Source organism: Flavobacterium sp. DSR3-2, assembly GCF_049896525.1.
In the GTDB taxonomy this organism is placed as follows: domain Bacteria; phylum Bacteroidota; class Bacteroidia; order Flavobacteriales; family Flavobacteriaceae; genus Flavobacterium.
In genome coordinates, this window is the sequence record NZ_JAFCUM010000025.1 from 1 (window position 1) to 6,267 (window position 6,267).

5 protein-coding genes and 1 pseudogene are annotated in these 6,267 nt (G+C 32.7%); 5 read left to right on the plus strand and 1 reads right to left on the minus strand.

The window, feature by feature from the left end; translation table 11 throughout:
* A pseudogene (locus ACP7AV_RS16945) lies at positions 1 to 539 on the minus strand (IS21 family transposase); the annotation flags it as partial.
* Positions 540 to 864: 325 nt separating this feature from the next.
* Here ACP7AV_RS16945 and ACP7AV_RS16950 point away from each other — a divergent pair.
* From ACP7AV_RS16950 to ACP7AV_RS16970, 5 genes are all read left to right on the plus strand, one after another.
* Positions 865 to 1,044 carry a hypothetical protein gene (locus ACP7AV_RS16950; RefSeq protein WP_426092978.1) on the plus strand — a complete coding sequence of 60 codons (180 nt, stop codon included), beginning with the start codon at positions 865 to 867 and terminating at the stop codon, positions 1,042 to 1,044.
* A gap of 272 nt (positions 1,045 to 1,316) precedes the next feature.
* Complete coding sequence (locus tag ACP7AV_RS16955; protein WP_426092979.1) at positions 1,317 to 1,955, plus strand: type IV toxin-antitoxin system AbiEi family antitoxin domain-containing protein; 639 nt, start codon at positions 1,317 to 1,319, stop codon at positions 1,953 to 1,955.
* Positions 1,952 to 2,803, plus strand: a complete 852-nt coding sequence (locus ACP7AV_RS16960) for a nucleotidyl transferase AbiEii/AbiGii toxin family protein (protein ID WP_426092980.1) — start codon at positions 1,952 to 1,954, stop codon at positions 2,801 to 2,803. Before ACP7AV_RS16955 ends, ACP7AV_RS16960 begins: the two co-directional genes overlap by 4 nt.
* A gap of 1,131 nt (positions 2,804 to 3,934) precedes the next feature.
* Positions 3,935 to 5,239, plus strand: coding sequence for a site-specific integrase (locus tag ACP7AV_RS16965; RefSeq protein ID WP_426092981.1), 1,305 nt, complete (start codon positions 3,935 to 3,937; stop codon positions 5,237 to 5,239).
* Positions 5,240 to 5,300: 61 nt separating this feature from the next.
* Entirely contained in the window at positions 5,301 to 6,146 is an 846-nt protein-coding gene (locus tag ACP7AV_RS16970; protein ID WP_426092982.1) for an RteC domain-containing protein, read from the plus strand.
* Positions 6,147 to 6,267 lie beyond the last annotated feature (121 nt).

Sequence of the window (6,267 nt, forward strand, 5' to 3'; positions counted from 1 at the left end):
CAATACAATATCTTGACAGCTCCTTCGACCAATGACTTATCTCTTGGTTTGTAAGCCCTGGCAGGCAAGATAGTAGTTTGGTAATGTTCGGCTAAATCAGCCAAGGTTTCATTAATTGTAGGTTCAAAACGACTGCTTTTTATCACTGCAGATTTTAGATTATCCGGAACAATTGCCGCAGGAGTGCCTTCAAAGAAACGCATAGCATTTTCTACCGATGTAACAAAATCTTCCTTTTGTTGGCTCATAGAAGCTTCGGCATAGGTGTATTGACTGGCTCCTAATATGGCTACAAAAAATTGTACTTCTTTAATTTCTCCCGTGTCTTTATCAATGATGGAGAGTGTTTTTCCAGCAGAATCCACATACATTTTATCACCCGCTTTGTGATTCATGTGCATCACTGGATTGACTCGTTTGCTCCATGTTTTGTAGTGGTGTCCAAATTGTAAACTCCTGTAGCCATAAGGGTTTACGGCAATATATTGCTCCCACATATGGTGTATGGTAACTCCAACTTTTTTTAGTTCCCGTTCCATTTTAGGAAAAAAATCATGAAGTTTCTGCAATTTGGGACTAATGGATTCCACTGTAGCGTGTGAAAACAAAAGTTCTAACTAAGCATCTGTTTTTTCATTAATTACTTCAAAACTTAAACCTAGCACTTCAAATAAAGAAATATACTTCTTTACCGTATTTCTAGAAAGAGATAAGTACTTACTTATGAATAACTTACTTCTTCCGTTACAATAAAATTTAATTGCTTTTCTAATTTTACTCATGTCTGTTATTTTGTTTGCTATAATCCGTATTTTTTTTAACGAATGTATGGTGGTAACAACATGAAAAAGTTAGTAGTTTTTAATGGTCAATTGTACCCCAAAATCGGGTGGTCAATTTGAACTGGAAAGTGGTGGTCAGTTTGCTCCGAAACTGGTGGTCAATTTGCACTGGAATAGGGTGGTCAATTTGACCGGTTTTTCCAAGCTTAACGTAAATATAAGTTTGAAATATACAGCTCGAGCCATAATAGATTTTACTTAGCAGTCACCTTTGATAGACAGAATGATTTTAAAAGGCATAAAGGTAAAAAGTTATTGTCAGATGCGATAGAACCCTGATATTCAAGCATAGTAATTGATAATTAATTTGTTGATAAAACACCATTTTTTAATTTATATGTATATCTACGCATAGATAATCGAATAAATACCGATTAAATACTTTTAAAACCACAATAAATAATGTATATTTGCGAATAGATACTCGATAAAATATCGAGTATCTATTTATAATTTCACAAAACTATCTTAATCATGGATTTCAGCAAATTATTATTTCCGTTTGAAGGACAGCCTATAACCCATCAAATTTTGACCAGCCTACTGCGCCAATACAAACGACCTGATGACAAAATTAAAACACTGAAAAACAAGGGAATAATCAAATCTGTAAAAAGAGGAATCTACATTCCCGGGGAAAATGCAAATATGCAAATACCTGAAAGTAGTTTAATTGCCAATCATATTTATGGTCCAAGTTATTTATCGTTGGAGACCGCCTTATCCCATTACGGCTTAATTCCAGAACGTGTATACGCAGTAACATCGATGACAACAAAACCTTCAAAAGACTTCCGGACTTCGATTGGATTATATAGTTATTCATATCTTCCACTTCCATATTATGCTTTTGGAATTAAGAATGTAAAACTTCAGGAGAATCAGAGGGTAATCATGGCATCACCAGAAAAAGCACTGACTGATAAAATAGCAACTACACCAGGGGTGATACTGAGAAGCATAAACAATGCTCAAAATTATGTTTTCGAAAATCTAAGAATGGAACAATCCGATTTAAAAGATTTCGATACAACCCAAATGCGTACCTGGTTATCAGATGCACCAAAAAAAGAGAGCTTGGAAATATTAATAAAAATGATGGAGAAATTATGATAAAAGAATGGCTTGAAAGTTACAAACCTAAAAACAAAGAAGAAGCACAATCTGCACTTCGCAAAATTATGCAGGAGATTGCTCTGGCCGGACTTTACCGCTCGGGTTTTTTTGAAAAAGCAGCATTTTATGGAGGTACAGCTTTGAGAATATTCCATAAACTGGATCGTTTCTCCGAAGATCTTGATTTCTCCTTGCTACAATCAGAACAAGATTTCTCTTTGAAAAAGTACCAAGATGCAATTGTAAATGAATTTGCAGCATTAGGTATGAATGTAAGTATCAGTGAGAAACAGAAAGTCAAGCAGAATAATATCAATTCAGCGTTCCTAAAATCGGAAACCCTGTGGCGAGAGTTAAAACTGGAAACTGTCATTCCTCAAATTGGTCTGGACACTAAAGTTAACATAAAAATCAAGATCGAGGTAGATACAGAACCCCCTTTGAATTTTAAAATAGAAGAAAAACTTCTCTTACAACCTTTCGCTTTCTATGTTAGGTGCTTTACTCTTCCAGATCTCTTTGCTGGAAAGATGCATGCACTACTATTCCGCAAATGGGGAACTAATGTAAAAGGACGTGATTGGTACGACATGGAATGGTATATTAAGAAAGGAATTAAACTTGATCTCAGTCATTTCTTAACTAGAGCGCAAGATAGCGGCGACTGGAAAGAGGAAACAATTTCAGAAAAAGAATTCAGAGAATTACTATCGCAAAAAATTGACACTGTAAATATGGAGTTTGTAAAGAGAGATGTAATTCGATTTATAAAAGATCCTGAACAATTGGATATATGGTCGTCCACATACTTTCATGACTTAGTTTCACACTTACAGATCGAATAAAATCAAACTTTATACGAAGTAATCGTCCGAATAACAATTCATTACCTTGATATTAAAGAAGATAATTGCGTTACTTTTAGAAATAATATATGTTTTTCTTTAAATTGATTTTGTACCGAAGAATAATAGACCATATGCTACAATTACCTTTGGTAATGATGAGGTAATTCATTTAAAAAATTTAAAGTTAAAAAATATTATTACCGCGTATTATTATTTTCTAAATTCGCTCCAACCATTGGATTAATGTGTTCTTAGAAAATATTACTAGATATTATCAAATAGCTTTAATTCTATTGAAATAATGGATAAAGGTTTGTTTGTTTTATTTCGCGTTCTTTTGTTCAGATTTGTACTTTATTTGTAACTCGAGATCTGTGAACCGCATTAAATAGTTGATGCTAATTTCTGTAGTACAAAATAGCACTAAATTCGTAGTTGTCTTTTTTAACAAATTTTCAACTTATTTGTTACAATCAAAATCATGGTTTCGTTACAAATTTCCACTGTTTTTGTAAAAATTAAGCATTTAACACTGCACCAACCAATAATAACAAGGTAATTATTGAAATAAAAAAATATTAAATTATCTCACATATAACAGAATAAAAAAAATCATATCAATACAACGGGCCCAACTAATTTTTTTCCATGCTTAAATACATGATACGGACATAATTTTACCCTCTAAAAACCAAATAGTTAAGCACTTATTGCTTACATTTGAACAATAATAAAAAGACTTTGAAAGTCTAGTGACCCTATTGATGACCCTGTTCTTAAAAAACGTTACTAAAGCCCAGTATTCACTGGCACTATTATAAAAGCATCGGAGCCTCTTTCTCCGCCAGTAGAAATACAAAACGAAGCAAACCCCTCTAAATCTTATGATTTAGGGGGTTTTTTCATTTGCGATATATCAAATTATTCATTAAATCTAAAAACTTAGGTGTCTTTTGAGGTGTCACTGAAAATTAAATTTTTCAGTGACACCTCTCAAAAAAGAGGACATATTACGCGACTGTTCATTCATTGAACAGGTAGCTGATCAACCAGATGTTCATAATCTAAACATCTTGTATGAAACTATTTTAAAGTTTAAATTTAATAATAACTTAAAGGTTACCAGCCATGAATACAACCGTATCAGTTCTCTTTTACATCAAAAGATCAAAAGCCAATATTGATGGCATCTGCCCTATTTATGTCCGTGTTACAATTCTAACCAAACGATTTGAGTTTAGCAGTAATAAGTTTGTAAATCCAGAAAGATGGTCTAATGAAGGGGCGAAAGTAAAGGGCTCTACTGAGGATGCTCGTTCAATTAATAATCACCTTGAAAATATAAAAAGCAAGGTAATCGAAGCGGAGAAAAAGTTATTCAAAAAAGACATCATATTAACTTCGGAAAATCTTAAGAATGAATTGTTCGGTACCGGTGAGCGCCAAATGACCCTTATCCCTATTTTCAAAGATCACAATAATAAAATCAAAGAATTAGTGGGCAGAGAATATGCGGCGGGAACATTGGAGAGATATAATACTTCTTTAAAACACACCACAGAATTCCTGGAATGGAAATATAAAATATCCGATATAGAAATTTCAAAAATCGACCATGCTTTCATTACCGAATATGAGTTTTATTTGAGAAGCGTTCGCAATTGTGCCAACAATACCGCTGTTAAATACATCAAGAACTTTAGCAAAATAATTAAAATTTGCTTGGCCAATCATTGGATTGACAGAAATCCGTTTGCCAACTACAAATCGAAAGTTAAAGAAGTGGAGCGTGTGTACTTATCACAAGGCGAAATCCAAAATATAATCAATAAGGACTTCAAAACAGAAAGACTGTCGCTAATACGCGATATTTTCCTCTTCAGCTGCTTTACTGGCTTAGCCTACATTGATGTCAAAAACTTAACAAAATCCCATATTAGCATTAGTATTGATGGTGAGAAATGGATATTTACCCACAGACAAAAAACGGAAACAGCCTCAAAAATTCCGATCCTTCCCCTAACGCAAATGATTATTGACAAATACGAAGATCATCCGGAGTGCAACAACCAAAATAAGCTGCTTCCAATTTTAAGCAATCAAAAAATGAATGCCTATTTAAAAGAAATAGCAGGCGTTTGTGAGATCGAAAAAGAATTGACTTTCCACATTGCCCGACACACTTTTGCGACGACAGTAACGCTTACAAATGGCGTTCCTATTGAAAGCGTAAGTAAAATGCTTGGACACAAAAACTTACGTACTACCCAGCATTATGCAAAGGTTTTAGACAAAAAAGTAAGTGAGGATATGAAAATACTTCGCGACAAATTTGCTGCAATGCCTTTTAATCAAGAGAAAAAAAAATCTAGCAATAAGCAATTAAAAATTAACATCGGTCACTTTTATATTTGTTTTCGAGTTACCTATTAAACTAATTTAGGGAAATTTATTACTAAAACCAAATTTCAAATAACCTAACCTAAATTATTTTATGATCACATTCAGTCGCACATTACTATGTGAACTCGAAGAGGAATTGCATGCAATATCATTTAATTATGATAACCCTATTAGCATGAGTGATAAATCTATCGAAACTATTGTTAAGTATTTACAAATTCTTAAGACTTACATTTTGGATAATGAATTTCCAATCAAAGAAGATGAAATTCATTTTTTCAAATATATAAAACCCAAATTTTCTTCTAAATTAATTTACTTCAACAAAGTTAGAAAATTGGAATCGTATAAGCCTCTTGGGAGTAAAAGAATACAGAGAGATTACTTAGACAACGAATTGAATAAGCTTAATATTTATTTTAGTGAAAACACAGAATTTTATAATTATTACCGCTTAGGTGGTCAATCCTTTGACAACAAAATATTTATTAGACACAGTGTAGAAATTGATTATAATATTGATATTTTTTATCATGAACTGGATCATCGTTTTTCAACAACCCACGATTTTAAAGTAGCAATGATTCTTGCAAATGAAATTTTTCAAAGATATATTGAAAACAAAATCGCAAGTTTATCCAATAGCAAAGCGGTGATTATTAAAAATCCTCTGGAAAACAAGGTGTTTAAATGGACCGCCAGTAAAACTGATCTGATAGAATTAATTTATGCCTTGCACACACAAAAAGTATTCAATGATGGAAAAGCCGATTTAACAGAGATATCTAAATGTTTCGAAAAGTTATTTGATACCGAACTTGGTGATATTTACAGGGCATGCAACGAAATAAAAAATCGAAAAATTAATAAAACTAAATTCATCGATACGCTGAGCGAAAACCTTAACAAACGCTTCGATGAAAAGGATAATAAATAATAGACTAGATTCAACTAATTAATGCAACTTTTAGGGGGGAGATAAAGACATTTTTTCAAAAGAAAGGACTTTTAAAAAGCCCTCTCTCTCGAATGGAATAAATGTTCTTTATTTGCTCCTG

Coding starts and splice junctions, on each gene's coding strand:
- ACP7AV_RS16950 (WP_426092978.1), top strand. CDS start 865: ATGGTCAATTGTACCCCAAAATCGGGTGGTCAATTTGAACTGGAAAGT.
- ACP7AV_RS16955 (WP_426092979.1), top strand. CDS start 1,317: ATGGATTTCAGCAAATTATTATTTCCGTTTGAAGGACAGCCTATAACC.
- ACP7AV_RS16960 (WP_426092980.1), top strand. CDS start 1,952: ATGATAAAAGAATGGCTTGAAAGTTACAAACCTAAAAACAAAGAAGAA.
- ACP7AV_RS16965 (WP_426092981.1), top strand. CDS start 3,935: ATGAATACAACCGTATCAGTTCTCTTTTACATCAAAAGATCAAAAGCC.
- ACP7AV_RS16970 (WP_426092982.1), top strand. CDS start 5,301: ATGATCACATTCAGTCGCACATTACTATGTGAACTCGAAGAGGAATTG.